Origin of the sequence: Curtobacterium sp. VKM Ac-2861 (assembly GCF_013204965.1) — a bacterium.
GTDB lineage: Bacteria > Actinomycetota > Actinomycetes > Actinomycetales > Microbacteriaceae > Curtobacterium.
In genome coordinates this window covers 32,775-56,867 of record NZ_JABMLA010000006.1, presented here as the reverse complement: position 1 = coordinate 56,867, position 24,093 = coordinate 32,775, and the positions used below count along the sequence as shown (strand labels likewise).

The 24,093-nt window shown below is 71.2% G+C and carries 25 protein-coding genes and 3 tRNA genes; 16 read left to right on the top strand and 12 right to left on the bottom strand.

Going from position 1 to position 24,093, the window contains the following annotated elements; translation table 11 throughout:
* Window positions 1-118 precede the first annotated feature (118 nt).
* A complete protein-coding gene (locus HQQ88_RS15340; RefSeq protein WP_173170080.1) occupies window positions 119-1,582 on the bottom strand; it encodes an NlpC/P60 family protein in 1,464 nt (487 codons plus the stop codon).
* Window positions 1,583-1,615: 33 nt separating this feature from the next.
* The gene (locus HQQ88_RS15335) at window positions 1,616-2,893 is read right to left on the bottom strand and encodes a M23 family metallopeptidase (RefSeq protein ID WP_173170077.1); all 1,278 of its coding nucleotides are present in this window, start codon (window positions 2,891-2,893) and stop codon (window positions 1,616-1,618) included.
* Window positions 2,894-3,151: 258 nt separating this feature from the next.
* Between HQQ88_RS15335 and HQQ88_RS15330 the strand changes: the two genes are divergently transcribed.
* From HQQ88_RS15330 to HQQ88_RS15320, 3 genes are all read left to right on the top strand, one after another.
* Window positions 3,152-3,224: transfer RNA gene (locus HQQ88_RS15330), tRNA-Glu, on the top strand.
* A 53-nt stretch (window positions 3,225-3,277) separates the two neighbouring features.
* Window positions 3,278-3,354, top strand: a tRNA-Asp gene (locus tag HQQ88_RS15325).
* Between the two features lies 1 nt (window position 3,355).
* A tRNA-Phe gene (locus tag HQQ88_RS15320) sits at window positions 3,356-3,428 on the top strand.
* Between the two features lie 68 nt (window positions 3,429-3,496).
* On the opposite strand, the gene HQQ88_RS15315 is transcribed toward HQQ88_RS15320, so the two are convergent.
* Window positions 3,497-4,507 (bottom strand): aldo/keto reductase family protein, encoded by a 1,011-nt coding sequence (locus HQQ88_RS15315; protein WP_173170075.1) that lies wholly within the window; start codon window positions 4,505-4,507, stop codon window positions 3,497-3,499.
* Between the two features lie 125 nt (window positions 4,508-4,632).
* Here HQQ88_RS15315 and HQQ88_RS15310 point away from each other — a divergent pair, with 125 nt between their 5' ends.
* Window positions 4,633-5,625, top strand: a complete 993-nt coding sequence (locus tag HQQ88_RS15310) for an SDR family oxidoreductase (RefSeq protein ID WP_173170073.1) — start codon at window positions 4,633-4,635, stop codon at window positions 5,623-5,625.
* Window positions 5,626-5,744: 119 nt separating this feature from the next.
* Here the strand turns inward: HQQ88_RS15310 and rocD are convergent, their stop codons facing one another.
* Together rocD and ddaH are read right to left on the bottom strand one after the other, a co-directional pair.
* Window positions 5,745-6,974 carry an ornithine--oxo-acid transaminase gene (gene rocD / locus HQQ88_RS15305; RefSeq protein WP_173170071.1) on the bottom strand — a complete coding sequence of 410 codons (1,230 nt, stop codon included), beginning with the start codon at window positions 6,972-6,974 and terminating at the stop codon, window positions 5,745-5,747.
* The gene (gene ddaH, locus HQQ88_RS15300) at window positions 6,974-7,876 is read right to left on the bottom strand and encodes a dimethylargininase (protein WP_123339207.1); all 903 of its coding nucleotides are present in this window, start codon (window positions 7,874-7,876) and stop codon (window positions 6,974-6,976) included. Before ddaH ends, rocD begins: the two co-directional genes overlap by 1 nt.
* 246 nt (window positions 7,877-8,122) lie before the next feature.
* Here ddaH and HQQ88_RS15295 point away from each other — a divergent pair, with 246 nt between their 5' ends.
* The 4 genes from HQQ88_RS15295 to HQQ88_RS15280 are packed head-to-tail and all read left to right on the top strand — an operon-like array spanning window position 8,123 to window position 10,571.
* Window positions 8,123-8,560: an Lrp/AsnC family transcriptional regulator gene (locus HQQ88_RS15295; RefSeq protein WP_111083794.1), complete on the top strand. Its 438-nt coding sequence runs from the start codon at window positions 8,123-8,125 to the stop codon at window positions 8,558-8,560.
* A gap of 10 nt (window positions 8,561-8,570) precedes the next feature.
* The gene (locus HQQ88_RS15290; protein ID WP_173170069.1) at window positions 8,571-8,945 is read left to right on the top strand and encodes a hypothetical protein; all 375 of its coding nucleotides are present in this window, start codon (window positions 8,571-8,573) and stop codon (window positions 8,943-8,945) included.
* A gap of 22 nt (window positions 8,946-8,967) precedes the next feature.
* Window positions 8,968-9,801 (top strand): nitroreductase family protein, encoded by an 834-nt coding sequence (locus HQQ88_RS15285; protein WP_159572824.1) that lies wholly within the window; start codon window positions 8,968-8,970, stop codon window positions 9,799-9,801.
* Window positions 9,798-10,571, top strand: coding sequence for a YqjF family protein (locus HQQ88_RS15280; protein WP_367917033.1), 774 nt, complete (start codon window positions 9,798-9,800; stop codon window positions 10,569-10,571). Before HQQ88_RS15285 ends, HQQ88_RS15280 begins: the two co-directional genes overlap by 4 nt.
* Here the strand turns inward: HQQ88_RS15280 and HQQ88_RS15275 are convergent.
* Entirely contained in the window at window positions 10,543-11,280 is a 738-nt protein-coding gene (locus tag HQQ88_RS15275) for a hypothetical protein (RefSeq protein ID WP_131844958.1), read from the bottom strand. The genes HQQ88_RS15280 and HQQ88_RS15275 overlap by 29 nt on opposite strands.
* 91 nt (window positions 11,281-11,371) lie before the next feature.
* Between HQQ88_RS15275 and HQQ88_RS15270 the strand changes: the two genes are divergently transcribed.
* The 4 genes from HQQ88_RS15270 (at window position 11,372) to HQQ88_RS15255 (ending at window position 13,530) form a co-directional block, all read left to right on the top strand.
* Entirely contained in the window at window positions 11,372-12,367 is a 996-nt protein-coding gene (locus tag HQQ88_RS15270; protein ID WP_123937214.1) for an SDR family oxidoreductase, read from the top strand.
* Window positions 12,364-12,705: a hypothetical protein gene (locus HQQ88_RS15265; RefSeq protein WP_131844960.1), complete on the top strand. Its 342-nt coding sequence runs from the start codon at window positions 12,364-12,366 to the stop codon at window positions 12,703-12,705. Before HQQ88_RS15270 ends, HQQ88_RS15265 begins: the two co-directional genes overlap by 4 nt.
* A gap of 74 nt (window positions 12,706-12,779) precedes the next feature.
* Window positions 12,780-13,322 carry a dihydrofolate reductase family protein gene (locus HQQ88_RS15260; RefSeq protein WP_123294528.1) on the top strand — a complete coding sequence of 181 codons (543 nt, stop codon included), beginning with the start codon at window positions 12,780-12,782 and terminating at the stop codon, window positions 13,320-13,322.
* 10 nt (window positions 13,323-13,332) lie between these two features.
* A complete protein-coding gene (locus tag HQQ88_RS15255; protein ID WP_123339214.1) occupies window positions 13,333-13,530 on the top strand; it encodes a hypothetical protein in 198 nt (65 codons plus the stop codon).
* Window positions 13,531-13,545: 15 nt separating this feature from the next.
* Here the strand turns inward: HQQ88_RS15255 and HQQ88_RS15250 are convergent, their stop codons facing one another.
* Window positions 13,546-17,118 (bottom strand): bifunctional proline dehydrogenase/L-glutamate gamma-semialdehyde dehydrogenase, encoded by a 3,573-nt coding sequence (locus HQQ88_RS15250; protein WP_173170067.1) that lies wholly within the window; start codon window positions 17,116-17,118, stop codon window positions 13,546-13,548.
* Between the two features lie 79 nt (window positions 17,119-17,197).
* Window positions 17,198-17,458 (bottom strand): DUF4190 domain-containing protein, encoded by a 261-nt coding sequence (locus HQQ88_RS15245; RefSeq protein WP_173170048.1) that lies wholly within the window; start codon window positions 17,456-17,458, stop codon window positions 17,198-17,200.
* Between the two features lie 153 nt (window positions 17,459-17,611).
* Here HQQ88_RS15245 and HQQ88_RS15240 point away from each other — a divergent pair, with 153 nt between their 5' ends.
* Window positions 17,612-18,088: a MarR family winged helix-turn-helix transcriptional regulator gene (locus HQQ88_RS15240; protein WP_111083786.1), complete on the top strand. Its 477-nt coding sequence runs from the start codon at window positions 17,612-17,614 to the stop codon at window positions 18,086-18,088.
* A gap of 366 nt (window positions 18,089-18,454) precedes the next feature.
* Here HQQ88_RS15240 and HQQ88_RS15235 read toward each other — a convergent pair whose 3' ends face one another.
* From HQQ88_RS15235 to HQQ88_RS15225, 3 genes are read right to left on the bottom strand one after another with little or no spacing between them, the layout of a single operon-like run.
* Window positions 18,455-19,162, bottom strand: coding sequence for a zf-HC2 domain-containing protein (locus HQQ88_RS15235; protein ID WP_173170045.1), 708 nt, complete (start codon window positions 19,160-19,162; stop codon window positions 18,455-18,457).
* On the bottom strand, window positions 19,159-19,674 hold the full coding sequence (locus tag HQQ88_RS15230; protein WP_123294523.1) for a sigma-70 family RNA polymerase sigma factor: 516 nt from the start codon (window positions 19,672-19,674) through the stop codon (window positions 19,159-19,161). Before HQQ88_RS15230 ends, HQQ88_RS15235 begins: the two co-directional genes overlap by 4 nt.
* Window positions 19,671-20,360, bottom strand: a complete 690-nt coding sequence (locus tag HQQ88_RS15225; RefSeq protein WP_173170043.1) for a YceI family protein — start codon at window positions 20,358-20,360, stop codon at window positions 19,671-19,673. The genes HQQ88_RS15230 and HQQ88_RS15225 overlap by 4 nt, the downstream gene beginning before the upstream one ends.
* Before the next feature lie 138 nt (window positions 20,361-20,498).
* On the opposite strand from HQQ88_RS15225, the gene HQQ88_RS15220 reads away from it, so the two are divergent.
* The 3 genes from HQQ88_RS15220 to HQQ88_RS15210 are packed head-to-tail and all read left to right on the top strand — an operon-like array spanning window position 20,499 to window position 22,945.
* Window positions 20,499-21,509: a TerC family protein gene (locus HQQ88_RS15220; RefSeq protein WP_123294520.1), complete on the top strand. Its 1,011-nt coding sequence runs from the start codon at window positions 20,499-20,501 to the stop codon at window positions 21,507-21,509.
* Window positions 21,510-21,560: 51 nt separating this feature from the next.
* Window positions 21,561-22,031 (top strand): GNAT family N-acetyltransferase, encoded by a 471-nt coding sequence (locus HQQ88_RS15215; protein WP_367917032.1) that lies wholly within the window; start codon window positions 21,561-21,563, stop codon window positions 22,029-22,031.
* 56 nt (window positions 22,032-22,087) lie between these two features.
* On the top strand, window positions 22,088-22,945 hold the full coding sequence (locus tag HQQ88_RS15210) for an NAD-dependent epimerase/dehydratase family protein (protein WP_173170041.1): 858 nt from the start codon (window positions 22,088-22,090) through the stop codon (window positions 22,943-22,945).
* 98 nt (window positions 22,946-23,043) lie between these two features.
* Here HQQ88_RS15210 and HQQ88_RS15205 read toward each other — a convergent pair whose 3' ends face one another.
* Window positions 23,044-24,006, bottom strand: a complete 963-nt coding sequence (locus HQQ88_RS15205) for a DNA-3-methyladenine glycosylase 2 family protein (protein WP_173170039.1) — start codon at window positions 24,004-24,006, stop codon at window positions 23,044-23,046.
* Window positions 24,007-24,093 lie beyond the last annotated feature (87 nt).

Here is a 24,093-nt window from a genome sequence, read left to right as displayed (position 1 = left end):
GGACGGGCGGTGCGGGGGCGTACCTGGTGGGAACGGGCGTACCTGGTGCTCTGATCCGGGCAGGTATGCCCGATCCCGCTTGCTACCGCAGCCGTTCTGGGAACGATCGGGCTGCGGGCTACAGGGAACCGCTCGGGCGGGCGACGTACGGCAGGAGCTGGCTCGGCGTCCAAACCGCCCGCTCGACCACACCGACGCCCGGTCGGGCCGCTTCGACCATCATCCCGTTGCCGGTGTAGATCGAGTCGTGGTAACCGCCGGAGGCGGTTCCGTTCGACGAGTAGAAGAGGATGTCGCCGGGCTGGCGCTGCGAGAGCGGCACGAGGCGACCGATCGAGCCGAAGTAGTTGTACTGCCAGACGACGTTGTGCCCACCGGTCGCGATGCCCTGCGAGCTGTACGCCATCATCACGAGGCCGGAGCAGTCCCAGGTGCTCGGGCCAGCACCACCGAGGACGTAGGGCTTGCCGAGCTGCCCGCGGGCGTACGAGATCGCACCGGCGGCCTTCGAGGGGCTGCTCGGGGCGGGTGCCGGAGTGCTGGGCGCCGGGGTGGTCGGCTTCGACGGCGTCGGCGTGCTCGGCTTGGCGGGAGCCGGGGCAGGCGCGGGAGCGGGAGCCGCCGGCGTGCTCGGCTTCGACGGGGCGCTCGGGCGCGACGGGGTGGTCGTGCCGCTGCCGCTCCCGCCGCCGGTGCTCGGGTTGGTGGTCGAGGTGTTGCCGTTGCTGGTGCTGCCGCTGGTGCCGTTGTCGGTGCTGGTGCCGCTCGCGCCGCTGCCGCTGGCCGTGCCGGTGCCGCTGCTCGTCTGGGCCGCCAGGGCGGTCTCGGCCGCCTTGGCCTGCTGCGCACTCCAGTACGCACTCTCCGTCGCGACGCTCGTGCCCTTGAGGTACGCGAGCTGACGGAGGACCTCGTCCTGCTGGTCCTGCTGCTTCTGCACCCGGGCCTGGGCGTCGGCGGAGACGTCGTTGGCGGTGGCGAAGGCGGTCTTCGTCGCCTCGGTCGCCTTGCTCAGCGCCGTCGTGGCGACGGACTGCTGGTCGGCGAGCGAGTCCACGGTCTTCTGGTCGGAGCGGGCCTGGGCGAGGATCGTCGCCGACCGCTCGGACAGGTGCGACATCGTGCCGACCCGGTAGAGCAGGTCACCGGAGTCCGAGGCGTCCGTGAGCATCGTCGTCGACAGGTCGCCGCCGCCCGTGCGGGACAGCTCGACGACGAGCGCGGCCACCTGGCCCGCGGAGTCGTCCGCCTTGCCCTTGGCCCGCTTCGACTGCGCGGACAGGTCGGCGAGGGTGTCCTTCGCCTCCTGCTGCTGCGAGGCGGCGAGGGCGTACGCCTGCCCGGCCTGCTGCTCGACGATGCCGGCGCGGTCCGCGGCGGCCTGCAGTGAGGTCAACCGGTCGCTCAGCTCGTCCACCGTCTGCTGCGCGTCGGCGGCATCCGACTTCGCGGCCTTGACGTCGTCCCAGGACGGTGCCGACGGCGCGGCCTGGGCGGGACCGGCGATGACGACCGACAGTCCGATGCCGAGCACGGCGACGGTGGCGATCCCGCAGGAGAACGAGCGAGCGGACAGGGTCATGGCGGGGTCAACACATCCCGGCTGCGCTGATGCTCATACCGAGATCCCCCGCGCTGCCATGAAGGGGACCGGGTCGACGGCAGCACCGTTGATCCGGGTCTCGAAGTGGAGGTGGCACCCGGTCGACCAGCCGGTCGAACCGATCTTGGCGATCTGCTGCCCGGCGGTGACGTGCTGGCCGCTGGCGACCATGATCCCGCCGTCGACGATGTGGCCGTAGGCCGTCGAGATGCCGCCGCCGTTGTCGAGGATGACCTCGTTGCCGTAGCCGCCGCCGTTGCCCGCGAAGGTCACGGTGCCGTCGTGGGCCGCGTAGATCGGGGCGTAGCAGGCGGGAGCGAGGTCGACCCCGGCGTGCAGTGCCGTGTAGTGCGTGTACGGGTCGACGCGGATGCCGTAGCCGCTGGTCTGGAAGCCGCCGGCCGGACGGACCCACCCGGCAGAGTTGGCCGTCCCGCCGCCGGTACCGCCCTGGCTCGTCGCCGCGGCCTTCGCGGCTGCCTTGGCGGCAGCAGCGGCGATGCGGGCCTGTCGGGCCTTCTCGGCGGCGACGCCCTTGCGGTAGTCGGCCTCGACACCGCGCTGCTTCGTGGTGAGGGCGGTCAGCTGGGCCTCGAGCCGCGACTCGTTGTCGTTCTGGGCGTCGACGGCGGTCTGCGCCGCGTCGGCAGCACCCTGCGCCTGCTGCATCTTCGACTGGGCTGCGTCGGCGAGGTCGCCCAACGCCGCCTTGGCCTTGTCCGCCTTGTCGGCCTGGGCCTGCGCGGTACCCCGGTCCTGCGACGCCTGCGAGTAGATGCCGTCGGCCTGCTCGCTGAGCTTCGACATGGCGCCGAGCTCGTAGAGCAGGTCACCGGAGTCCGAGGGGTGCGTGAGGATGTCGGTCGTCACGTCGTTGGCGCTGGCCCGACCGAGCTGCGCGGCGAGCTGACCGGCCTGCTCCTCGGACTGTGCGGCGGTCTGCTCAGCGTCGTCCGCCTGGGACTGGAGCGTCTTCTGCTCGAGGGTCGCCTCGTCGTACTTGTTCTGTGCCGCCTGGTAGGCCTCGCCAGCTGCCTGTGCGGCCTTCTGCTTCGCAGCGGCCTCGGACTTCAGGGTCGAGATGAGCGAGTTGATCTCGGTGACCTTCGCCTGCTGGGCACTCGTCGAGGACTTGGCCTTCTGCACCTCGGACCAGCTCGGGTAGCTCGCGGCACTGGCCGACGTGGCCGGGGCGAGGACCGCGAGGGTGCTGCCGGCGAGCGCGACGGCGACCGCGGCGGCGACGAGGCGGCTGCGGTTGCGGAGGGAGAGCGAAGGTGAGGTCGACATGTATCTCGATTTCGTAACAGCGCGGCAAGGCTCACGCACGTAACACTGTTAACAGACGCAACAGTAACAACAGGTGTCGCAGCCCCACAGCCCCTCGGACGAGGGGCGTGGAGCCGGTGACGATGCTCGCACCGCAACCTCGACACCCGGTGCCGGGCGGGCGCGACACGCCGGGGATTCCGCGGGAACGCGGCCCGATTTGCGAACCCCCGGGGGCATCCGTATGCTTGTCCATCGGTAGCGCGAAGCACCACTTGCGGCCCTATCGTTTAGTGGCCTAGGACACCGCCCTTTCACGGCGGCAGCACGGGTTCGAATCCCGTTGGGGTCACTCTCCGAGTGAGCGAGCAAGTAGTACTGAGCAACACCACAGCAATTCAACATGGCCCTGTAGCGCAGCTGGTTAGCGTGCCGCCCTGTCACGGCGGAGGTCGCGGGTTCAAGTCCCGTCAGGGTCGCCACGGCTGGATAGCTCAGTTGGTAGAGCGTTCGACTGAAAATCGAAAGGTCCACGGATCGATGCCGTGTCCAGCCACCGGTGAAGGCCCCCTGCTTCGGCAGGGGGCCTTTTCCGTTGTCTGAGCCGTCTGGCCCGGGTCGGCGCTAGGCCTCGCGGGTCTTCGGGCTGCTGTCGTTGGTCTTCGCCGGGTCACGCTCGACCACGGCACCGAGGGCATCGTCGACCCGGCTGAGCAGCTCCGCCGGGATCGTGACACCGGCAGCGCCGGCGTTGTCGTGCACCTGCTCCGGACGCGACGCCCCGATGATGGCGCTCGCGACGTTCTCGTTCTGCAGTACCCAGGCGACGGCGAGCTGTGCCATCGACAGGTCGAGCTCCTTCGCGATCGGCTCGAGCTCCTGCACCGAGGACAGCACCTCGTCGCGCATGAACCGCTTGATCATGTCCGCTCCGCCCTTGTCGTCGGTGGCGCGTGACCCCTCGGGCAGCGGCTGACCCGGCTTGTACTTGCCGGTCAGCACGCCCTGGGCGATCGGGGACCAGACGATCTGCGAGATGCCAAGCTCCTTCGAGGTCGGCACGACCTCTTCTTCGATGACCCGCCACAGCGCCGAGTACTGCGGCTGGTTCGAGATGAGCTGGAACCCGAGATCCTTGGCCAGCGCGGCGCCGGCACGGAGCTGCTCCGCGGTCCACTCGCTCACGCCGACGTACAGGACCTTGCCCTGGCGCACGATGTCGGCGAAGGCCTGCATCGTCTCCTCGAGCGGCGTCTCGTGGTCGAAGCGGTGCGCCTGGTACAGGTCGACGTAGTCGGTCTGCAGGCGGCCGAGCGAACCGTCGATCGACTCGAGGATGTGCTTGCGGGACAGCCCGGTGTCGTTGTGCCCCTTCGGCCCGGTCGGCCCGAACACCTTCGTGGCGATCTCGAGCGACTGGCGACGCTCCCCCTTGAGGGCTTCGCCGAGGACGGTCTCCGCGCCGGTGTTGGCGTAGACGTCGGCGGTGTCGAACGTCGAGATGCCCACCTCGAGGGCGGCCTTGACGCAGGCGATGGCCGCGTCGTTCTCGACCTGGGATGCGTGGGTGAGCCAGTTGCCGTAGGTGATCTCGGAGACCTTGAGGCCCGAGTTGCCGAGGTAGCGGTACTCCATGTGTGTGTCACTCCTGTCGTGGCCGCGTCGATGCGGCTCGACCCGTGACGGTAGTCGGCCGGGACGGTGCAGGATCACATGGGACGACGGCGCAGGGCTGCGCCGCGGAGAGCGAGGGAGCATCCATGACCGGAGCGAGCGTGTTGTTCATCGGCGGGAGCGGCGTGATCAGCGCCTCCTGTGTGCGGGAGGCGACCGAACAGGGCCACGACGTCACGGTCCTGAACCGGGGGACCACCGGGGGCAGGCCGATCCCGGAGGGGGTGACGCGCCTCCAGGCCGATGTGTCGGACCGCAGCGCCCTGGCGGACGCACTCGGCGACCGCCACTTCGACGTGGTGGTGAACTGGGTCGCCTTCACGGCAGACCAGGTGCAGGCCGACATCGACTTCTTCGCGGGACGGACGCGGCAGTACGTGTTCATCAGCTCGGCCTCGGCGTACCAGACGCCGGCGACGCACCTGCCGATCACGGAGTCGACGCCGCTGAAGAACCCCTACTGGCAGTACTCGCGCGACAAGATCGCGTGCGAGGAACTGCTGATGGAGGCGTACCGGGAGCAGGACTTCCCGGTGACGATCGTGCGGCCGTCGCACACCTACGACGAGACGAAGCTGCCGCTCACCGGTGGCTGGACTGCGGTGGCGCGGATGCGCGCCGGCAAGCCGATCATCATCACCGGTGACGGCACGTCGTTGTGGACCTTGACGCACAGCCGTGACTTCGCGGTCGGGTTCACCGGGCTGCTCGACAACGCGTCGGCGATCGGTGAGGCCTTCACGATCACGAGCGACGAGGCGCCGACGTGGAACGCCATCGCGCACGAGATCGCGGCGGCGGCGGGGGTGTCCGACCTGCAGATCGTGCACGTGCCGGCGGACGCCATCAACGCCGTGGACCCGGAGTGGGGTGCGGCGCTGCTCGGCGACAAGGCGAACAGCTCGGTGTTCGACAACAGCAAGGTCCGGTCGCTCGTGCCGTGGTACCGGCCGCGGACGCCCTACCGGCAGGGTGTGCGCGAGGTCATCGCCTGGTTCGAGGCCAACCCCGACGCGCAGGTCGTCGACGAGCGGCTCGATGCGCTCATGGACGAGTTGGCGGCGCGCTGGGCGGTGTGAACCGCGCTTGGTGAGCAGAAATGGTCGGGTGCCGTGTGGCGACCCGACCATTTCTGCTCACGAAGCGAGCGCGTGGCGCCGAGCGCGTGGCGCCGCGCGCGCGGCGCCGAGCGCGCGGCTCAGGCGCGCGCGGCCAGGACCGACGCGAGCGTGCCGATCGCCGTGCGCAGCTCGTCGTCGGTGACGACGAGCGGCGGGGCGAAGCGGATCGTCGAACCGTGGGTGTCCTTCACGAGCAGCCCGCGGTCGGCGAGGTCCTTCGAGATCTCCTTGCCGGTGCCGAGCGCGGGGTCGATGTCGATCCCCGCCCAGAGTCCGGCGACGCGGTGCGACACGACCCCCTTGCCGAGCAGGTCGTCGAGCAGCCCGCGCAGCAACGGTTCGCCGTCGAGGGCGCGCTGCTGGAACGTGCCCTCACCGAGCATCGCCACGACCTCGGCGCCGACGGCAGCGGCGAGCGGGTTGCCGCCGAACGTCGAACCGTGCTCGCCGGGACGCAGCACCCCGAGGACGGAAGCCGAGCCGACGACCGCGGACACCGGCACGATGCCGCCGCCGAGTGCCTTGCCGAGCGTGATGAGGTCCGGGCGGACCCCGACGCGCTGCACGGCGAGCGTGTGGCCGGTGCGTCCGAGGCCGGACTGGATCTCGTCGGCGATGAACAGCGCACCGAACTCGTCGCAGACCTCCCGGACTGCAGGGAGGTACGACGCCGGCGGGATGACCACGCCGCCCTCGCCCTGGATGGGTTCGAGCAGCACGGCGACGACGGTCTCGTCCATCGCTGCGCGCAGGGCAGCGGCGTCGCCGTACGGCACCGTGCGGAACCCCGGGGTGTACGGACCGAAGTCATCGCGGGCCGAGGGGTCGTCCGAGAACGAGATGATCGTGGTGGTTCGGCCGTGGAAGTTCCCGGACGCGACGATGATCGTCGCGCGGTCCGCGGGGACCCCCTTGACGCGGTAGCCCCAGGCGCGGGACACCTTGATCGCGGACTCGACGGCCTCGGCACCGGTGTTCATCGGCAGGACCATCTCGGTCTCCGTCAACGCCGCCAGTGCCGTGGCGAACGGCCCGAGCTGGTCGTTCACGAACGCGCGACTCGTGAGCGTCACCCGGTCGAGCTGCGCCCGGGCCGCGTCCAGCAGCCGCGGGTTGCCGTGGCCGAAGTTCACCGCGGAGTACGCGGCGAGGCCGTCCAGGTACTGCTTGCCGTCGACGTCGGTGACGGTCGCTCCGGCACCCGACGCGATGACGACGGGCAGCGGGCTGTAGTTGTGCGCGAGGGCGCGGTCCTCGACGGCGAGCGCCGCCGCGGTGTTGACCCCGAGCGACGCTGCCGCCGACATCAGCTGACCCCGAGCGAACGCGCGACCGAGGTGCCGGTGCCGACCGGGTGCAGGTCGAGCGTGCAGCACTTCACGCCGCCACCGCCGAGCAGGAGCTCGGACAGGTCGACGCCGATCGGGTTGTAGCCCTTCTCGCGCAGCTGTTCCGCGAACCGAACAGCCCGCGCGGCGATCACGACGTTGTACCCGTCGGAGTAGGAGTTCAGGCCGAGGATCGCGGCGTCCTCCTCCGTGGCGATGATCGCGTCCGGGAAGCGCTCGCGCAGGATCGCCAGCGACGGCTCGTCGAAGGCGCTCTCCAGGTACGCGATGTTCGACCGGCCGGAAGCGTCGGGCTCCGGGTCGAGCACGGCGATGGCGGTGTCGAGGTGGTAGAAGCTCGGGTTGATGAGCTTCAGGGTGACGACCTCACGGCCGTAGATCGTCGCGAGCTCGTCGTGCGAGGTGCTGTCCGACCGGAAGCCGGTGCCGGCGAAGATCGTGTTGCCGATGAGCAGGAAGTCACCCTCGCCCTCGTTGGTCTGCTCGGGCTCAGCGACGGTCAGGCCGGCCTGACGGAACCAGTCCATGTACGCCGGGCCCTCGGGCTGGCGCTCCGGGTACTGGAACTTCGCGCCGTAGGCGATGCCGTCGAGCACGAACCCGCCGTTGGCCGCGTAGACCATGTCCGGCAGGCCGTCGATCGGGTCGATGTACGAGATGTCGAAGCCGAGCTGCTCGTACACGTCGACGAGCGTCTGCCACTGGGCGACGGCCTTCGACGTGTCGGTCGGCTCCTCCGGGTGCATCCACGGGTTGATCCGGTAGCTCACCGTGTAGAAGTCCGGCTTGCACATCAGGATCGTCCGCTTGGTGGCGGTACGGGCCGGTGCATCGGTGGTCGAGGGTGCGGTGTTCGACATCAGTCCTCCTGAGAAGGGACCGGGGCCCGAGCCTGCCAGGAACCGAAACGGAACGAAGGAGAGGTGCTCCGGCGAGATGCAGGCTCACTCGCCGTAGCGGACCAGGTCGACGCCACGTCGATCCTGACACAGACCGTCCGGCAAGTGCAGTACCGGGAGCGAAGCGCCGTGGCACCCGTTCGGGTGACGCACGTTTCGTGCGTCCGAACCGCCGACCTCGCAAGAAGTCCGCGTACGATGGGTGCAATGGATTCGCTCGACCACCGCATCCTGGATCAACTCCGGGACAACGCCCGCGCCGGCTACGGCGACATCGGGTCGGTGGTCGGACTCTCGGCATCGGCCGTCAAGCGCCGCGTCGACCGACTCGTCGGCGACGGTGTCATCCAGGGCTTCACGATCAAGGTCGACCCCGCTGTCGAGGACCGCGGGACCGAGGCCTGGGTCGAGCTGTACTGCCGCGGCACCGTCTCCCCCGACGAACTCCGGGCCCTGCTCGACACCGTGCCGGAGGTCATCGACGCCGGCACGGTCACGGGGAGCGCCGACGCCGTCGTGCACATGCGCTCGAAGGACCTGTCCGCGCTGGAAGAAGCGCTCGACAAGGTCCGCCTCGCACCGCAGGTGGACCACACGCGGTCGGCGATCGTGCTCTCCAAGCTGGTCAGTCGCGACACCGCGTAACGTCCGGCAGATGGCACGGAACACGACCGGGAGGCGCGGATCACCGCCCACGGGATCGCGCCCGGCCCGGCAGCTGGTCACCGCTGCGGGCCTCGCCTACGTCGCGAACTGCCTCTGGGGCACGGCCGTCGCCGTCCGGTTGATCCGGACGAAGAAGCTCCGCGTCGTGCACCACGGCCTGTTCGTCGTGACGGCGACGCTCACCGGGGCCGCCGCGACGACGCCCTTGTGGACCCGGGACCGTTCGGCGCTGTTCCTGCTGCCCGCAGTCGTCCCGCTCGCGCTCGCGCCCCGCACGAACCCGCGCTCCGGAGCACACTGGAAGATCGCGGTGGCCGCTGCGCCGTCCTACCTGGGGGCGCTGTTGGTGCGGCGTCGACCGTGACGACGAGACACGAGGGGAAGCAGTGGAGCTCTTCGAGGCCATCCGACGCCGCCGGACCACGAACGGGGCGTTCCTGCCCGACCCGGTGTCCGAGGAGCACCAACGGCTGCTCATGGAGCTCGCCGGCCGGGCCCCGTCCCAGCTGAACAGCCAACCGTGGCGGTTCGTGCTGGTCGAGGAGCGCGACACGATCGACCGGGTCGCCGCGATCAGCGGCAGCTCGATGACCCGCACCATGGCCGAGGGGACGTTCTTCGAGCGGTACAAGCCGTACTTCCGGTTCTCGAAGGCCGAGATGGACGAGCGGCGCGACGGCATGCTGTTCGACAAGCTGCCCGGGCCGCTCCGGCCGTTCACGAAGCAGGTGTTCACGAAGCGCGGGCAGCTGCTCATGAACACCCTCCGCGTGCCGCAGAGCCTGGGTGAGGAGAACCGGAAGCTCGTCGCCGGGTCGCCGCTGCTGCTCGGCGTGATGCTCGACCGCCACGAGTACCGGGAGCAGGAGCTGTCCGGCTTCTACTCGGTGTTCAGCATGGGCGCGGCGATGGAGAACATCTGGCTCGCGACGACCGAGCTCGGGCTGGGGATCCAGTTCGTGTCCTTCCCGATGGAGACGCCGGGTGCCTGGGCGGAGATCGAGGGGTTGCTCCGGGTGCCCGAGTCGCTCGAGCTCATGGCCGTCTACCGGATCGGGTACCTGCCGCCCGAACGACGCCGCCCCGCGATCGACTGGACGTCGAGCGAGCGGAAGCGGCCATCGCAGTACGTGTTCCGCGGCACCTGCGACACCCCACAGCAGGGGTGGGACGACGCGCCCGTCGCGGGCCACATCGAACCGGAGGCGACCACATCGTGACCGACACCCGACCCACCCACGGCACCCCGGGCCTCCAGTCAGCCGCCCCCGGCCTGCCGGGCCGTCCCTGGATCTCGCAGGACTGGCTCGACGTCGTCTTCGTGCACTGGCGCGTCGACGTGTCGGCGGTGGCCCCGCTGCTGCCAGCTGGCACGCGACCCGACACGATGGCGCTCGACGGGACGGACGACGGGGTGACCACCTGGGTGGGCCTCATCGGGTTCCGGTTCGAGGACACCCGGTTCCCGCCCCTCGGGGCGCTGGGGCGGACCGGCTCGATCGGCGACTTCGTCGAGGTGAACGTCCGCGTCTACACGGTCGACGAGCACGGCCAGCACGGTGTCGTGTTCCTGTCGCTCGACGCCGGCAAGCTGCTGCCGACCCTCGGCGCACGCGTGGCCACCGGACTGCCCTACTGGTGGGCGGACGCCGAGTCGCGGAGCGGCGACGGCCGCGTCGGGTACGCGATGCGGCGGCACGGGACGCACCTGCGGTCGATGCTCGACGTCCGCGTGGGCGAGGTACTGGACGAGCCAGGGCTGCTCGAGACGTTCCTGACCGCGCGGTGGGGCATGCACGTGCACCGGGCCGGGCGGACCCGGTTCTGGCCGAACGAGCACGACGCGTGGCCGTTGCACCGGGCCTCGGTGGTGTCGTTGCGGGACGACCTGGTCGGTGCCGCCGGGCTGCCGTTCGGGTTGACGGAGCTCGAGCCGGACTCGGTGCTCTACTCGGCGGGGGTCACGACGCGGTTCGGTCGGGGGCGCTGAGCGGGTCGTCGGCCGGCGGCTCCGGTCCCGGTCGCTGTTCTGGTCCCGGTTCCGGTTCGCCGGCGTCCGCCGCCGCTCCGTTCTGGTCGGGGTCGGCCGTCCCAGAGGCGGCTCGCCACTGCAGGACCGCAGTGACGACAGCGACCGGGACGATGACGATGCTCCACCCGATCCACCGCGATGAGTGTGCTTCGTCGACGCTCGGGACCGTCAACGCCACGACCGCGTACACAGCCGACACGACCGCGACGGCAGCCGACGCCGCCGAACGCCCCCACAGCTCGAACCGCGTCGGCTCGTCCCGCCGCACCGTGTACAGGCCCGTCGCGGCAGCCAGGTAGCCGATCAGGAGCGTCTGCGCGCCCACCGCGAGGGCGAACACCGCCAACGCGACTCCGGCGGCGCTCCAGACGACGACACGCGTGCGGTGCAAGCGCCAAGCCGTCGTGCAACTCGGGTACCAGTACGCCCGTCGTCCGGCGAACGCGAGCACGACCGCGCCGACCAGCCCGACGACACCGACGAGGACCGCGACGGGCAGGGCGGGACGCTGCAGCCAGATGCCGATCGCCACGACCGCCAGCGCCCCGACTGCCTGGGCCATCGGAGGACCCCACCACTGCTCGGGGAGGATCGGCGCCCGGCGGATCCAGCGCGGCTGCGGCTCCGCGTCCGGCTCGGGTTCCACCGGGTCGTCTCGCGTGTCCACGCGACCATCATGCTCGCCACCGTCCGCAGGCACGGGCCGTCGGGGGACACCGGCTGAGTGGTGCATGGTCGGCCGCAGGTACAAGTGAGCCATGACTCGAGTGGCAGTGGTGACCGGTGGATCCGCAGGACTGGGGCGTGCGACCGTCCGGGAGCTCGCCGCGCGGGGGTGGGACGTCGCCGTCCTCGCCCGTGGACGGGACGGCGTCGACGCCGCGGTCGCCGAGGTCGAGGCCGCGGGGCGTCGCGGGCTGGCCCTGGTCGCCGACGTGTCCGACCGCGAGGCCGTCGAGGCCGCGGCCGACCGCGTCGAGCAGGAACTCGGGCCAATCGACCTGTGGGTGAACGGCGTGATGGTCGGGGTGTTCGGAAAGTTCCTGGACACCGCGCCCGAGGACTTCGAGCGAGCGCTGCACGTCACCTACCTCGGCTTCGTCAACGGGACCCGTGCCGCGCTCTCCCGGATGGTGCCCCGCGGCCAGGGGCACGTCGTCCAGGTCGGTTCAGCACTCGGCTTCCGGGGCATCCCGCTGCAGGCCGCGTACTGCGGCGCGAAGCACGCGATCGTCGGGTTCACCGAGTCCGTCGTCTCCGAGCTGCTCGAACAGGGCAGCAAGGTGAAGGTGTCGCGGGTCGACATGCCCGCCCTGAACACGATCCAGTTCGGGTGGGTGAAGTCGAAGCTGCCGCACCACCCGCAGCCGGTCGCCCCGATCTTCCAGCCCGAGGTCGGCGCCCGCGCGATCGCTGCCGTGGCCGAGCGGCCGCGCCGTCGCACCTGGGTCGGCGAGTCGACCGTCTACACGATCCTCGGCAACCGGATCAGCGGGCGTTTCGCCGACTGGTACGCCGCCAAGACGCTCGTCTCCGGGCAGCAGGCGCCCGACAAGGACGGGCAGGAGCTGCAGGAAAACCTGTACGAGCCGGTGCCGGGCGACCACGGCGCGCACGGTGTGTTCGACGAGTCCGCACACGCCTGGTCGCCGCAGACCTGGTGGGTGGAACACCGACGGATCGGCAACGGCATCATCGGGGCGGCACTCGGCGCGGCCGGGGCCGTCGCACTCGTGGCCGGACGACGACGATGAGCCGCCACGGATCGTCGGTGCGGGGTGCAGCCGTCGTCGAGCTGTGCCGGGCCGGACTCGGCCTGTGGCACCTGGGCCGAGCGGCTCGTGGTCGCGACCAGGCCGTGCTGCACGGCGTGCTCGGCGTCCGGCAGCTCGTGCAGGCCGCCCTCGTCGCACGCACGGGCACCGGGAACGCACACACGCTGAGCGCCGCCGTCGACGCGGTGCACGGCGTGACGATGGTGCCGCTCGCCCTCGACCCACGACGCCGCGGGTTCGCCCTGCAGCAGGTGTGGATCGCCACGGTGCTCACCGTCGCCGAGGTCGCCGTCGTCGGTCGGGGCAGCCGGCGCTGACGGCGCTGACGGCGGGCGGCGCTGACGGCGGGCGGCGCTGACATCTGTCGGGGGTGCTCGGTAGCGTCCGGGGCATGGGTACCACCTACTCCGTCGCGTCCTCGCTGGACGGCTTCGTCGCTGCACCGGACGACGACCTCGACTGGCTGCTGCAGTTCGGCTTCGAGCCGTTCCAGGAGCACCACGACCGGTTCTTCGCGGGCATCGGCGCGATCGTCATGGGCTCGACCACGTACGAGTGGCTGCTCGAGCACGACGACACGTGGGCGTACCCGGACCTGGCGACGTGGGTGTTCACCACGCGTGACCTGCCGGTGCCGGACGGCGCCGACGTGCACTTCGTGTCGGGCGAGGTCGCGGACCACCAGGCCGACCTCGAACGGGCCGCCGGCGAGCGCGACGTCTGGGTCGTCGGCGGCGGACTGCTCGCGGCGCAGTACCAGCAAGCAGGGCTGCTCGACGAGCTCCGCGTCACCGTGATGCCGGTGGCGCTCGGCGCCGGTGCGCCGCTGCTACCGGTCGCGGCACCGACCCCGGTGTTCGAGCTGGTCGGGACGACGCCGTTCACCGGCGGTGCCGTCGAGCTGCACTACCGGTCCGCAGCCACCCCGGCGTAGCGTCCGAGCCATGAGCGACAACGAGCAGACCGAGCCCGTCATGGACGGCGCCAACGAGGCCACGAACCACGAGAAGCTGCACGGCCTGATCGAACAGGTCGACCACGACCACCACGGCGAGGGCGCCGGAGCGATGGCCGACCACCTGCGTGACCGGATGGACGAGACCGGCGTCGAGGACGAAGAAGCAGGCGACACCGAGGACTGACCCGAGCCGGGGACGTCAGACGCGCAGGTCAGCGAAGTCCGCGTCGACGTCCCCGAACCGGTGCGCGGTGATCGAGACCGACTGTTCTCGGATGAACGGGAGCATCTCGATCAACCCGGCCTCGACCACCGGCGCGTCGTGGATCGCGACGTCGATGCTCGCCCCGAGGGCTTCCTCGAGCGCCAGGGCATCGCCACCGATGAGCCGGATCCGAGCTCCGGGGCCGCCGAACGCCGTGTGCACGGGTCGGTCCTGCCCCTGCGCGAGCATGTCCCCGAGTGCGTCGACGGGTTCGTCGTCCTCACCGCTCGTCCAGTTCGCCTGGAACACGGCGCCGGACGACGCGCGGGCGTGGAAGTCCTGGTCCGACTCGACCAGGTGGTCGACGACGTCCAGCGGCGACCGACTCGAGGCCAGCAGCTGGCTGAGTGGGCCGGGCAACGGGCGGGCGGTGCTGAGCAGGACGTGGGCGCGTGCCGCCGTGGCAGCGACGAGCTCGCGGACCAGGTCACCCGCCGAGGCGTCCTCGGCCTGCCGCACGATGACGGACTGCGGTCGGTGGCGCAGCACGTTCCGTTGCACCACGAGCCCCGACAGGTCGTGCGACCCGCCGTACAGCTCCTCGCGCGCACGGACGTCGCTCAGCGCACCGGCCCGCACCTGGTCGAACTCCTCGAACGACAAGCCGCTGCGTGCGGCCTCGATCACCGAGGTCACGCGCGGCGGGAGACCGTGCAGCTGGATGCTCTTGTGCACCGTGCGCGGGACCGGTTCCCACCGGCCGAGCGTCGCGACGTACATCGGTCCGCCCGCCTTCGTGCCGGTGCCCACGGACGACCGCTTCCAGCCGCCGAACGGCTGCCGGCCGACGACCGCACCGGTGATGCCGCGGTTCACGTACAGGTTGCCGGCGCGCACGCTCGCCAGCCAGTCCGCCACCTCGTCGGCGTCGAGCGAGTGGATCCCCGCCGTCAGGCCGTAGTCCGTGCCGTTCTGGATCGCGATCGCCTGCTCGAGCGTCTCGGCGCGCATGATCCCGAGCACCGGGCCGAAGTACTCGGTCTGGTGGAAGTCGCTGCCCGGGCGGACGCCGTCACGGATGCCGGGTGACCAGAGCCGCCCGGAGTCGTCGAGGGCCGTTGGCTGCACGAGCCAGGACTCCCCCGGCCCGAGCTCGGTGAGCCCTTGCCGCAGCTTGCCCTCGGGCTCGGCGATGACCGGGCCGACCTGGGCGGTGGGGTCGTCGGGCCAGGCGACCCGGAGCGTGCGCGTGGCGTCGACGAGCTGCCGACGGAAGCGTTCGCTCTCGCCGACCGTGCCGACCAGGACGACCAGGGACGCCGCCGAGCACTTCTGACCGGCGTGGCCGAAGGCGGACTGCACGATGTCCTGCACCGCGAGGTCGATGTCGGCGCTCGGCGTGACGACGATCGCGTTCTTGCCGCTCGTCTCGGCGCTCAGTGGCAGACCCGCACGCCACCAGCGGAACGATCGCGCGGTGTCGGCCGAGCCGGTCAGGATGATGCGGTCGACGGCGGGGTGCCCGACCAGGTCACGGCCGAGTTCGTCCTCGGCCAGGTCGACGAGCTGCAGCAACGAGTGCGGCACCCCGGCGTCCCAGAGCACGTCGGCCAGCAGCGCACCGCTGCGCTTCGCCTCGGGCGCCGGCTTGAGCACGACTCCGCTGCCCGCGGCGAGCGCCGCCAGAACCCCACCGGCGGGGATCGCGACGGGGAAGTTCCACGGCGGCACGACGACGGTCAGGCGGGGCGGGACGTAGCGGGCACCCTCGACGTCGCCGAGGCGGCGGGCGCGCTCGGCGTAGTAGTGGGCGGCGTCAACGGCTTCGGTGACCTCGGTGTCGGCCTCGGAGAAGGTCTTCCCGGTCTCCGCCGCCATCACCTCGATCAGGTCGGCGCGGCGGGTCTCGAGCTCGTGCCCGATCAGGTCGAGGAGCTCAGCACGGTCGGAGGGGTCCTGCCGCCCCCAGTTGACGCCGGCCTGCGCGGTGCGGGCCATGATCCGTTCGAGCTTGGAGCGGTCGGCCACCTTGGCCCCGCGGATCGTCTGCGCGCCGAGCTGCGAGCGCGGCACCCGGCGCAGGACGTCGAGCGCCCACGCACGGTTGGCGGGGACGGCGGGGTCGGTGTCCGGGGCGTTCCGGAACGCGTCGCGCAGGACGGGCTCGCCGAGCGCCCGGTGGCGGTCCTGGGTGCGGTGCGTCGCGTGCACCGGCTCGTCGAGCGCCGCGACCGACGCCAGGTACCGGCTGTGTTCGCGGTCGAACACGCTGGCGTCGTGGTCGATGTCGGACGCCGCGGCGATGAAGTTCTCGGGGCTCGAGCTCTCCTGCAGGCGGCGGGCGAGGTACGCGATCGCGGAGTCGAACTCGTCCGGCTGCACGACGGGTGTGTAGAGCAGGATCTGTCCGACGTCGGCGCGGACGGCGTCGGCGTGCGTCGATGCCATGCCGAGCAGCATCTCGACGTCGACCGCGTCGGTCACCCCGCGGCGCTGGGCGAGCACCCACGCGGTCGCCAGGTCGAACAGGTTGTGCCCGGCGACCCCGATGCGCACGGCCTCGGCGCGCTCCGGGGTCAACGCGGCGTCGAGCATCCGCAGGTAGGCGGAGTCGGTCTCGCGCTTGCTGCCCCAGGTCGCGAGCGGCCAGTCGTGCACGATCGCGTCGACGTGCTCCATCGCCAGGTTCGCGCCCTTGACGAGCCGCACCTTGATCGGAGCGCCACCCCGGGCCCGGCGTTCCTGCGCCCAGGTCGTCAGGGACTCGAGCGCCCCGGCGGCATCGGGCAGGTATGCCTGCAGCACGATGCCGGCCTGCAGCCCCGCGAACTCGTCACGGTCGAGCAGTGTTCGGAACACCGCGAGGGTGACGTCGAGGTCGCGGTACTCCTCCATGTCCAGGTTGATGAACTTGGCCTGGCCCCCGGACGCCAGCGGAGCCGCCGCCAGCCGGTACAACGGCACGAGCCGGTCGACGACCCGCTCGACCGTCTGGTCGAACGCCCACATCGACATCTGCGGCACGACCGAGCTGACCTTGATCGACACGTAGTCGACGTCGTCGCGGGCGAGCAGGTCCATCGTCCCCTGCAGCCGACGGTCGCTCTCAGCGCTGCCGAGCACGGCTTCGCCGAGCAGGTTCACGTTGAGCCGGGTGCCCGGCCCACCGACCTTGGCGAGCGCCGGACCGAGCTTCGCCGTGCTCGCGTCGATCACCAGGTGGCCGGTCATCCGGCGCAGGATCCGCCGTGCGGTGGGGATGACCGCCCACGGCGCCATCGTCGCGAACCCGCCGCCGAAAGTCACCGCGCCGCGCAGGTACCAGGCGAGGAAGTCGGGGACGTCGCGGCTGACCTGTTCGAGGTTGCGGGCCGCGACCCGGGGGTCTTCGGGGCGGATGACCTTGTCGACGAAGCTGCGCGTGAAGTCGAGGCCACGCTCGTCGCGCAGGGCCTCGGCGAGACGGGCGGCACCGGCGTCCGGCTTCGCCCCGGCGGACGCCGCCAGCCACTTGCGGACCAGCGCAACGGCGTCGTCGGTGCAGTCCTGGAGGCGGGCGCTCGGCATGCTCCGATCGTATGCCGCACCTCCGACCTCACCTTGGAGCGCGCCGCACGTCGGCTCGGAACCGTCCTGGGGGATGACGTCAGCCGAAGACCCGGATCAGTTCCGGCAGCAAGAGCAGCACCGGCAGCACCGTGAAGACGGAGATGACCGCGCCGACGACGATGCCCGTGATCGCGAGACCGCGCCCGGCCTCGCCCGTCCGCCGCAGCTGCGGCAGCGCGATGAGCCCCACGACGACCCCGCCGATGGGCACCACGAACCCCAGCACGAGCGCGATGATCGCCAGGGTGTTCGTCGGGCGGACCGGTGTGATCGGCGGCTGTGCGTACGGGTTCGTCATGCGGGTTCCTGTCTCGTCGCGCCGGGCGCTGCACGGCCCGGTCATCGTACGGGCCGGACGGATCGCTCCGCAGCGCCCCGTTCGGGTCATCCGGACGGATGAAAGACGCGGCGGCGGGGTCGGTCGGTCCCCACGGTGGATACGCTGGTCGGCATGTCGACGCAGGGCAACGATGGCCACGACTGGGCGACGTGGGACGCCTACCACGACGTCTGGCGACGCCTCGACCGAGCGCTCGACCAGGCCGTCCAGGCGGGCGCCGGCATCTCCATCCCCGAGTTCGAGATCCTGATCGGGCTGCAGCGCGAGCCGGACCATCGGCTGCGCGTCCGCGACATCGCCGCCGGCATCGGTTGGGAGAAGTCGCGCGTCAGTCACCAGGTCACACGGATGGTCTCCCGCGGCCTGGTCGGACGCGCCGACTGCCCGACCGACGGCCGCGGCAGCTGGGTGGAGATGACCCCCGACGGCCGCCGCGCGGTGCTCGCCGGCATCCGCGCGCACACCGGTGCGCTGGAAGACCTGTTCTGGAGGCCCGTGGGGACCGACGCGGACACCCTCCGGTCCGTCAGCGCGCGCGTCCAGGACGCGATCGGCCCCGACGTGTCGGACGAGGCCGTCTCGGGCTAGCTGCCCCCGCACGTCCACCGAGGTTCCACGACTCGCCGTCCGGGGAGCGCCGAGGTTCCACGAACGCCCTCTTGCCGCGCCGAGGTTCCGAAACCTCGGAACCTCGGGACCCGGACTCGGTCGTCACGCACCGCCGCTCCGCGCGCGCCGTTCAACACGGTCCCCGGCGATGGCTCTCCCGCGCGCTTCCGCCGAGGTTCCACGACTCGCCGTCCGAGGAGCGCCGAGGTTCCACGAACGACGCTGTGCTGCGCCCAGATGCCGAGATTTCGGAACCTCGGGGGCTCGGGGGCTCGGGGGCTCGGGGGCTCGGGGGCTCGGGGGCTCGGGGGCGGGCGGGGGCGGGCGGCGCGGCGGGCGGCGCGGCTAGAGGTCGACGACGGCGAGGGCTCCCTGTTCGCCGCGGAGCCGCACCTGCACGCTCGCGATGTCGTCGCGCGGGATGTCCGTCGACGCCGACAGTCCCTTCGCGTCCTCGCCGGCGGCCGTCCACGAGCCGACGATCTGCGCGGAGCCGTCCGACCGCACCACGACCAGGTCGTACATGACCGAGCCGTCCGCCGCCCACTCCTTGCCGCCGTAGGAGCAGCCCCAGTCGAAGCGGGTGCCCCACTGTTCACCGCTGACGGCCAGGTCGACGTCGAGCCCCTGGGCGCCGGTCATGTCGTAGCGGTCCGCAGTCGCCGATGCTGAGACGTCACGTCCGGCCTGCACCGAGCCGCGGTCCCCCGCCGTGCCGACGGCGAGTCCCCCCAGGACGGCAGCGACCACCGCGAGCCCCGCGGTGGCGGCGACCCAGACCCGGCGACGGCGGCGACGGTGTCGAACGCGGTGCGCGACGGAGGCGAGGCTGCTCTCGGAACCGGTGTCGGGCCTCCCGTCCGGTTCGGCGATCTCGATCGCCTGGTCGGCCGGCAGCTTGGCGAGCAGACCGGGCAGGCCGACCAGCTCGGCGACGGCGGCCGTGCAGCGGTCGCACGTCTCCAGGTGCTGCTCGTACTCGAGCCGTTCGTCCGGGCTCAGGGACCCGAGCACGTACGCCGCGTCCCACTCTGCGTAGCGGTCGTCGCTCATCGGGTCACTCCTCGTTCCTGCAGTGCGAGCCGCAGGGCTCGCAGCCCGTAGTGCAACCGCGACTTCGCGGTGCCCTCGGGGATGTCGTGTCGTCGTGCGATCTCCGGCACCGTGTGGCCGAGCCAGTAGGCGTCCACCACCACGCGGCGGTGGTCCGGGGAGAGCGATGCGAGCGCGTCGGCCACGACGATGCGGTCGAGCACGGCGTCGGTGCGGTCCGACTCGGCGCGGTCGACGGGGTGTTCGGTGCCGAACTCCCGGCGGTTCCGAGCTGATCGCGCGTCGTCGACGACCAGGTTCCGCGCGACCGTGAACAGCCAGGCGCGGGCGCTGTCCGGCGCGCGTTCGAGCACCGCGGGGCGCTGCCAGGCGCGGACCATGGTCTCCTGCACGACGTCCTCGACCGCCGAGCCGTCCCGCGTCAGGTGCCGGACGTACCGGGTGAGCGCGTCACCGTGCTCGCGGTACAGCGTCGCGAGCAGCTCGTCGGCGGAACGACTCGACACGGTCACTTCTGCAGGTCGAGGGAGAACTCGACGGAGCCCTTCCCGTCCACGGTGACGAAGCCGAGCGAGGGAGCCTTCACGCCGTAGTCGGCGAAGGTGATCGGCACCGAGCCGGCGACCTGGACGGTGCCTCCCGTGCCGACCGCCACCTGCGCGTCGGCGGTGACGGCCTTCGTGACGCCGTGCAGGTCCATCGTGCCGGCCAGGGTGACGTCCTGCGTGCTGCCGTCGAGCGCCTTCGAGACGTCGACGGGCTTCGTCAAGGTGAACGTCGCCGTCGGGAACTTGTCCGTCTCCAGCGCGGTGTCCCGGAAGTAGGCGTCCCGCGCGGACTCGGGGGTGGAGATCTTCGCGACCTGGACCGTGACCGTCGCCGTCGCGAGGGAGCCGCCGTCGACCTCGGCGGTGCCCTCGACGTCCTTCGTGCGTCCGACCACGTTCACATCATTCCCCTGCAGGACCTCGTGCACCCGGTAGCCGGCGTACGAGGTCTTCGTGCTGGTCCAGGTGCCGTCGGCGTCCGCTGCGTCGAGGGTGGCGGACGACGTCGCTTCCAGGGAGGGAGCTGCGGCGGCCTGTCCGTTGACGGTGTTCGCGTAGATGGACGGACCGGCGATGACGGCGGCGGCCGCGATGACCACGACGCCGGTGGAGATGCCGATGATGACCTTGGTGCGTGTGCGGAGTCCCATACCCGGTCAACGAGGTGGCAGTCTGGATCGTTCACCCGGAACGATCCGGCTGCCGGATGCGTTCGGATCTGTCAGGCTGTTCATCCACCTCTGTCAGGCTGTTCATCCACCCGATCCCCCGCAGCCAGGAAGGCCGCAATGCCCGAACTCCCCGTCGTGTTCGAAGTCGGCTCGCTGATCGCGATCGTCGCGATCCTGCTCGCCGACCTGCTCATCGTCGCGCGCCGGCCACACGTGCCGACGCTGCGCGAGTCGGCGACGTGGGTGGGCGTCTACGTGGGGCTCGCGCTGGTCTTCGCGGTCCTGATGCTCGTGTTCGCGGGCGGCGACTCGGCGGGTGAGTTCCTGGCTGGTTGGCTCACCGAGTACAGCCTGAGCATCGACAACCTGTTCGTCTTCGTCATCATCATGGCGCGGTTCTCGGTGCCGAAGAAGATCCAGCAAGAGGTGCTGATGCTCGGCATCATCATCGCGCTCGTGCTGCGCGGCATCTTCATCCTCGTCGGCGCCCAGCTCATCGAGAACTTCTCATGGATCTTCTACATCTTCGGCGCCTGGCTGATCTGGACGGCGATCCAGCAGCTCCGCGGCGAGGACGATGCCGACGACCAGAAGGACAGCTTCATCGTCCGGCTGCTCCGCCGTCGGGTGCGCCTCACCGACACGTTCGACGGCATGAAGTTCCGGACCACCCACGACGGCGTGCGGCACTTCACCCCGCTGCTGATCGTGCTGATCGCCATCGGCACCACCGACCTGCTGTTCGCACTCGACTCGATCCCGGCGATCTTCGGCATCACCGAGAGCCCGTTCATCGTGTTCACCGCGAACGTCTTCGCCCTGATGGGTCTGCGGCAGCTGTACTTCCTGCTCGGCGGGCTGCTGGAGCGGCTCGTCTACCTGAAGTACGGGATCGCGGTGATCCTCGCGTTCATCGGCGTGAAGCTCGTCCTGCACGCACTGCACGACAACGAGCTGCCGTTCCTGAACGGTGGCGAGCACATCGAGTGGGCGCCGGAGATCAACACCTGGGTCTCCTTGATCGTGATCATCGCCGCGATGGCGCTGTCGACCCTGGCCAGCGTCGTGCGGATGCGCCACGACGGCGTCGAGGCGAAGGACGAAGAACCCGCTCGCACCTCGGACTGACGGCGGCGGGCACGTGTCGGCACTCGAGACGGAACGGCTGCTCCTGCGGCCGTGGCGGAGTACCGACGCCGCGTTCCACCGCCGGCTCTGGGCCGAACGGGATCCACGCGTGCCACCGCATCGACGGCTCGCGGCCGACGGGCACCCCACCGTGGCCTCGAGGAGTGGGCGCGCAGGTACGACCAGACGCCGGCTCCCGGTCTGCTCGTCGTCGAGCGCCGCGACACCGGTGCTGCTGTCGGCTACTGCGGCCTCGTCGCGAACAGCGTCGGTGTGCCCGACGAACCCGAGCTGGCGTACGAGTTCCTGCAGGTGTCGTGGAACCACGGGTACGCCACCGAGGCATCCGGCGCGGTGATCGGTGCGGCACGCGAGCTCGGGTACCGCCACCTGGCGTCCACGGTCCGCGACTGGAACACCGCGTCGCTCCTGGTGCTCGGCAAGCTGGGCTTCGTCGACACCGGGCAGCGTGAGCGCGACCAGGCGCACGGTGACTCCGTGCTGCTGCGGAAGGTGCTCTGAGCGGCAGCAGGCCGGGCGCTGGAGCGTCCACCAGCTGCCCGTGCCAAGGTCGACGGGTGCACAACAACGACACCGTCGTGATCGCCGGCTGCGGCGACCTCGGGACCGAAGCCGGCCTCCGCTTCGCGCAGCAGGGACACCACGTGATCGGCCTCCGACGCCGCGCCGAACTGGTCCCGGCGCCGCTCACCGGCCGCAGCGCCGACCTGCGGCACGAGGTCCCCGAGATCCCCGCCGACACCACCGTCGTCGTCGTGGCCTTCGCCGCGGGCAGCCGTGACGTCGACGAGTACCGCGCCACCTACGTCGACGGCCTGCGGAACGTGCTCGACGGCATCGACGCCTCGGACGCCGATCCACGCCTGCTCGTGGTGTCGTCGACCGCGGTGTACGACGTCGACGACGGCAGCGTGGTCACCGAGGACACCCCGGCGCACGGTGCGACCCCGACCGCCGAGGTCCTGGTCGAGGCCGAGGCGCTGCTGCGCGACCGTGCTCCCGACGCCGTGCTCGTGCGGCTGTCCGGTGTCTACGGTCCGGGCCGCGAGCGCCTGATCGACCAGGTCCGCTCCGGTTCGGCCCGGCTGGCTCCGGGTGCCTCGCCGCACACGAACCGGATCCACCGCGACGACGCCGCCGCGGTGCTCGTGCACCTGGCGACCGTGGAGGACCCGGCACCGACGTACCTCGGCACCGACGACGAACCGAGCCGGCTCGACGACGTGCTGCGGTTCCTGGCTGACGAGCTCGGCGTTCCCGAGCCCGTCACCGGTGACGGCGGCGCCCGGCAGTCCGGTGGTGACAAGCGCTTGTCGAACGCGCTGCTCCGGTCCACCGGCTGGGCGCCGCAGTACCCGACGTTCCGCGAGGGCTACCGCGCCGTGCTGGCCGGCGAGGGCGTCCGCCACCCCTGACCCGGCGCGACACCGGTTCTCCGACAGGACACCACGTGATCACCTGGTGTCCTGTCGCGAAACAGGTGCGGACGAAAGCGAGCAGCGCGCGCGACCGCTCAGTGCCCGCGGTGGTCCTGGATCGTGAGCCGCGGCCCGAACGACGGCTTCCGGAACCCCGAGCCGCCGATCAGCCGCACGACCCGTTCCCGGTGCCCCCGCCACGGCTCGAGCAGCTCGAGCATCCCGTCGTCGTCGACCGGTCCCCCGGTCAGCGCCCACCCGACCAGCGCGGGGACGTGGAAGTCCCCGACGCTCGGCGAATCGGGGTCGCCGTGGGAGCGCTGCGCGGTCTCGGCAGCCGTCCACTTCCCGATGCCGGGGATCGACTGGAGCCGCGCCGACACGACCGAACCGCCGCGACCGAGCGTCAGCGTCCGTTCGAGCGCCGGAGCCACACGCACCGCGCGCATCACCGTCGCCGACCGTCCGGGCTCGATGCCGGCCCTGTGCCACTCCCAGCTCGGGATCCGCGCCCACTCGTCGGCCGTCGGCGGCACGATGAGACCGTCCGGCGCGGGACCCGGCGCGGGCGTGCCGTACCGCCGGAGCAGGTACCGCCATGCGCCCCACGCCTGCCGCGAAGTCACCTTCTGCTCCATGATCGCCGGCACGAGCATCGCGACGACGGTGTTCGTCCGGAGCAGCCGGAGTCCGGGCTGCCGGTGTCGGGCGGCAGCGAGGAACGCGTGCCCGGAGACGTCGAACCCGTCCCAGTCGTCGCCGCGACCGAGCAGCTCCGGCGCGTGCTCGACCGCCCACGCGGCACCGTCGCCCCACGCCGAGACCGCGATGGTGTCGCCGGACGGCCGGATCGCAACGGCAGCGGGGCCGGTGGGCGTCCGCAGGGCGAGCCACACGACCGATCCGACCACCTTGTAGGCGGGGTCACCGGAGCCGCGCTGCAGGGGCCGCAGGGTCGACGTGACGTTCACCGGGCCTCCCGGTCGGTACACGGTGTCGACGCGAGACGCGTCGCCGGACGCACCAGCGGACGACGAGGCGGAGTCGAGCAGGGTCACACCGGGATGGTAATGCGCAACCACCGTCAGTCATGATGGTCGCAGTCCCCCACGACCCCCACCCGCACCACCCGACGACGGAGTTCC

Bases quoted from the DNA above. Each gene is read 5' to 3' on its own strand.
- HQQ88_RS15340 (WP_173170080.1), bottom strand. From the start codon at position 1,582: ATGACCCTGTCCGCTCGCTCGTTCTCCTGCGGGATCGCCACCGTCGCC.
- HQQ88_RS15335 (WP_173170077.1), bottom strand. From the start codon at position 2,893: ATGTCGACCTCACCTTCGCTCTCCCTCCGCAACCGCAGCCGCCTCGTC.
- HQQ88_RS15315 (WP_173170075.1), bottom strand. From the start codon at position 4,507: ATGGAGTACCGCTACCTCGGCAACTCGGGCCTCAAGGTCTCCGAGATC.
- HQQ88_RS15310 (WP_173170073.1), top strand. From the start codon at position 4,633: ATGACCGGAGCGAGCGTGTTGTTCATCGGCGGGAGCGGCGTGATCAGC.
- rocD (WP_173170071.1), bottom strand. From the start codon at position 6,974: ATGTCGGCGGCAGCGTCGCTCGGGGTCAACACCGCGGCGGCGCTCGCC.
- ddaH (WP_123339207.1), bottom strand. From the start codon at position 7,876: ATGTCGAACACCGCACCCTCGACCACCGATGCACCGGCCCGTACCGCC.
- HQQ88_RS15295 (WP_111083794.1), top strand. From the start codon at position 8,123: ATGGATTCGCTCGACCACCGCATCCTGGATCAACTCCGGGACAACGCC.
- HQQ88_RS15290 (WP_173170069.1), top strand. From the start codon at position 8,571: ATGGCACGGAACACGACCGGGAGGCGCGGATCACCGCCCACGGGATCG.
- HQQ88_RS15270 (WP_123937214.1), top strand. From the start codon at position 11,372: ATGACTCGAGTGGCAGTGGTGACCGGTGGATCCGCAGGACTGGGGCGT.
- HQQ88_RS15265 (WP_131844960.1), top strand. From the start codon at position 12,364: ATGAGCCGCCACGGATCGTCGGTGCGGGGTGCAGCCGTCGTCGAGCTG.
- HQQ88_RS15260 (WP_123294528.1), top strand. From the start codon at position 12,780: ATGGGTACCACCTACTCCGTCGCGTCCTCGCTGGACGGCTTCGTCGCT.
- HQQ88_RS15255 (WP_123339214.1), top strand. From the start codon at position 13,333: ATGAGCGACAACGAGCAGACCGAGCCCGTCATGGACGGCGCCAACGAG.
- HQQ88_RS15250 (WP_173170067.1), bottom strand. From the start codon at position 17,118: ATGCCGAGCGCCCGCCTCCAGGACTGCACCGACGACGCCGTTGCGCTG.
- HQQ88_RS15245 (WP_173170048.1), bottom strand. From the start codon at position 17,458: ATGACGAACCCGTACGCACAGCCGCCGATCACACCGGTCCGCCCGACG.
- HQQ88_RS15240 (WP_111083786.1), top strand. From the start codon at position 17,612: ATGTCGACGCAGGGCAACGATGGCCACGACTGGGCGACGTGGGACGCC.
- HQQ88_RS15235 (WP_173170045.1), bottom strand. From the start codon at position 19,162: ATGAGCGACGACCGCTACGCAGAGTGGGACGCGGCGTACGTGCTCGGG.
- HQQ88_RS15225 (WP_173170043.1), bottom strand. From the start codon at position 20,360: ATGGGACTCCGCACACGCACCAAGGTCATCATCGGCATCTCCACCGGC.
- HQQ88_RS15220 (WP_123294520.1), top strand. From the start codon at position 20,499: ATGCCCGAACTCCCCGTCGTGTTCGAAGTCGGCTCGCTGATCGCGATC.